General features: G+C 54.8%; 3 protein-coding genes. 1 reads left to right on the plus strand and 2 read right to left on the minus strand.

Annotation, left to right across the window (positions count from 1 at the left end; translation table 11 throughout):
* A partial coding sequence (locus tag RMSM_RS25685) for a hypothetical protein (RefSeq protein ID WP_040769399.1) occupies positions 1-1019 on the minus strand: 1019 nt, incomplete at its 3' end.
* 38 nt (positions 1020-1057) lie between these two features.
* Positions 1058-3070 carry a caspase family protein gene (locus RMSM_RS37360; protein ID WP_008703553.1) on the minus strand — a complete coding sequence of 671 codons (2013 nt, stop codon included), beginning with the start codon at positions 3068-3070 and terminating at the stop codon, positions 1058-1060.
* Between the two features lie 351 nt (positions 3071-3421).
* Here RMSM_RS37360 and RMSM_RS43005 point away from each other — a divergent pair.
* The coding region (locus RMSM_RS43005; RefSeq protein ID WP_236622305.1) for a hypothetical protein at positions 3422-3601 on the plus strand (180 nt) is incomplete at its 3' end.

Genomic DNA, 3601 nt, shown 5'->3' on the forward strand with positions numbered 1-3601 from the left:
AACTGGGCCGCCTGGATGATGCGATCAGCAATCAAATGGAAATGCACGTGCCGAAGATGTTCGACCGTCGCAAGACGCAGCAAGGTTTCCCAGTCGAGCACCCTGTGTTGCGGTACAACGCACTGGGCTGGTGTCCACGGTAACGGAGTCACATGGTCCGGAATATCGTTTGGCGATTGTGTCCAAAGATCACGAGCGGGGCAAACGATGGGCCATCCCTGTTTCTTCGCGATGATCATCTCGCGATTCAGAGATCGCGTTTCGTCCGAGGCAAGATCTCGTAGTGAAACCAACACCCCGGTCAAACGAGCATCGGATTGAATGGCTTGATCCACACGATCGTTGTCGACCGGTCCGATGGACGAAAAGCATTGCCACAGCGGCGAACGTTTATTCCCACGAGATTGAATCGAGACGCTACCTTTGTTGCCATCTGGGTCCGTCAACGATTTGGAAAGAAACAGATGCGGCTTTATCAATTGGAACCGTTTAGCTAAATCGGATTCGTCATGAATCCGAAACAGACAATCACCCATCGCTTTTAGAACAGAGTCCAGCGCCTCGCGATCCAAGTCTTTACCTAATACCGAATCCGCAACGTCCATGTTGACGAGTCGTTTTGCTTCGCCCAACCAACGCGCATCGGTCGGCACAAGCAGCTTGGTCAAATGAACTTGATCGCTTGTGTATTGGTTCAGCCGATCGACCGTCTCGTTGGGTTCGAGCAGCAGTGTATTGGTCCCTGCGACGATGACCAACAACACATGCTCGGCCAAAGCAGCCACCCCTGCGTCGTGTTGGTCCGCCGCCCGATCGTCTCCCTCTTGCACACCTGGACGGTGCGTCGGGCCCTTTGAAAAATCGATATCAATTGCGACTGGAATCCCAGGACCAAACGACAATGGGTCGTCGGGGTCTCGGGTCAACACGCGGTACAGCTCGCGTCCGAGACGTTTGGCCCAGGGACGATCTTCGTCGGACATTCGCGCCACTGCGACACAAAACAGCGGCCGATTCATGGGTGCTGGATCGAGAACAGAAGATAGCTGCGGCAACGTTAAACCTGCTCAATCGCGTTCGCAAAAATGTCACGATTCACGCGGCGGTTGCCCGATTTGAAATAGGACGAATGAGCACAGGCCGGTGAAACGAAACCAAACGTCGATGAACATCCAAACGGATCGAGCCGCAAGAATTCGCGATCGACTTGCATCCCTGTGGCAATCAGACTTCCGCCAACGCCGTCACCTCGCGCATTCACATTGATCCAGTGGTCCACCATCCGCGGTTTCCTGCCATCGTCGGGTCGCAGTCGATTGGCAACAAACTTGATCGCCAATGCCGCACCAACGGTAAACCAATTGTGGACGCGACCAGGCAACGCTTCGCGTTCGAGTGACCGTAGCGCTTCGTACGCTACCACGGTCCCCCAGCTATGGCTGACCAGCTCGATCGACTTGCCTTGCTGTAGCAGCGGGCGGACTACGTTCGTGCATTCGTCGATCACCAGACGGCGAATCCGATCGCTGGACAGATATTTGACGAAATCATCGACGCAATCGAGTCCGGGAATACCGAAGGCAGCTCGCGGCACCGCACCCTGCACATCGCGATCGATGCCACGATCACCGCTTCGTTCGGCAATCTGTTCGGCGGCCTCGCGTGCCATCCGTTCTTCCAAGATCGCTTCCAACATCAATTCCATCTGTTGCTGCTGGACCGGGTCCACTTCGCGGCTGAGTTCACGATTGGTCTTCGAAACATGCTTGCTCCATAAAACCTCTTTGCGATTCGCTCCCAACACCTGCCGATTGTGCGAGTTCAAAAATGGCGACATCGCATCCCACCAAGCATCGGAAAAATGAGGTGGGTGCTCACAGATCCCATGAACGTAAACCAAAGCTCCTCCGCCAGCACGAACGCCAGCGGTGTCCCCCTGGCGGCCCGTACCCGCTTGGTTTCCCGACAGTTGGTCGGCGATCTGCTGCAATACTGCCAACAGTTGCTTCCAATCGGCCGAGGAGATTTGAGCCAATTCGGACGATGTCCCATGATCCGATTCCGCGTCCCCGCCATCGCTGATTTTCTTGCCACCAAAAACCACGCTCACAGTCGAACTTGGTTCAAGCTGAGGAATCTGGTCAAAACGTTCCTCACGCAATCGACTGCGGAGCGAACTGATCACCGACGATGCATTGCGATCCGCTCCGGACTTGCGAATTGCGTCACAGAAGTAATAGGTGAACGCACCGTGGAAATCGCCGCCGATGAACGCATCGGCACTCGTTTGATCATCGCGACATCCTGACCACAACACATGGTTCATCTCTTGATCATCACCACCACGAGTGCGTGTTTGTTCGAATACGTCGCGGAATGAACGTGATCTGGTGGCATTGGTGATCGCCACCTGCACGTCAATCGGAGGCGGGGCAAAGCGAGCCAGTACCGTGTGACGATCGATCTGATTCGCCGTCGTCGGGCGGACGCCGGGCTGATCCTTGACCGACCTCGTTCCGCCGCTCGCGTCAACACGATCACGTTCTGCCGCAACGTCATCGAGCGACAACAAACCTGCAGTCAAAAAGTCGGTCTTTGCCGCACGACTCAGATCTGGGGCAACGAATCGCGTGCCTGTTCCGCTGTGACAGCAATCCAGCACAAACGTCACATCGACGCCATCGGGAATTTGCTCGGTCCACGCTCGCAATTCGTCGTCGAGCATAAAGGTATCGGGATCTTGCCAATCCATTCCGTACAAACAAAGCAGTTCGTCGCGAAAGTCCGCTTCGCCCGCTTCACCATCGGTGTCGGCGGTGTAGGATCCATGTCCCGAGAAATGGAATACCAAACGGTCTCCTGGTTTTGCACCTTTGAGCAACCACTTCCAGCCTTTGTTCAGCTCTGATTTGGTCACCTCGGCATCCGTGCGAACTCGGATGTGATCGGTTTGAAAACCAAACTCGTCGACCAACAATCGCCGCAGAGAATGCGTGTCATTGATGCATCCCCGCAGATCGCCGATGGTTTTGTAGTCGTTGATTCCCGACAAAAAAGCTCGACTCGCCATCGCAATCGTCTCCGTTGACTCGACTAGTGCCTAGTGAATGATTCTCAGCCTGACTCTCTCGCCCCCTCTAAAGGTTACACCCCAAAACATCGGGGTACAAGCAAAACAGACGCTGATAAAAAATTACCGGAGAAATTGACTTTCTTGCTCCCACCGAAACTCGAGCTGCCCTAGAGCGGTTTCGATCTCGAAGACAGCAAAGATACAAGTGTCCACTGCGGAGCGTTCTCTTGGCCTCCATCACTAACGCTTCGGATTCGCCGCTGGCTCGCAACACGAATGGTGAAGCTACCGACAAGTTGCTCGCCGATGCAGGTCTTAAATAAAAGGAGAGGACAAAGGTACAGGCCTATGATCGACTTCGCCCTTTGCATCAACGCTGTGAAGCATTTCTCCCTCGTAGCGGTGCGGCGCAAGCCGCCCGGTGAAAATCGAACGTTTTACTCGCTGCAACCGGGCGGCTCCGCCCCAATGCCATCTACTTTGGCAACCACTGGAGATGCTCAAGTAGTGGGATTCGCCAGAATTCCC

The organism is Rhodopirellula maiorica SM1, from assembly GCF_000346295.1.
Lineage (GTDB): Bacteria > Planctomycetota > Planctomycetia > Pirellulales > Pirellulaceae > Novipirellula > Novipirellula maiorica.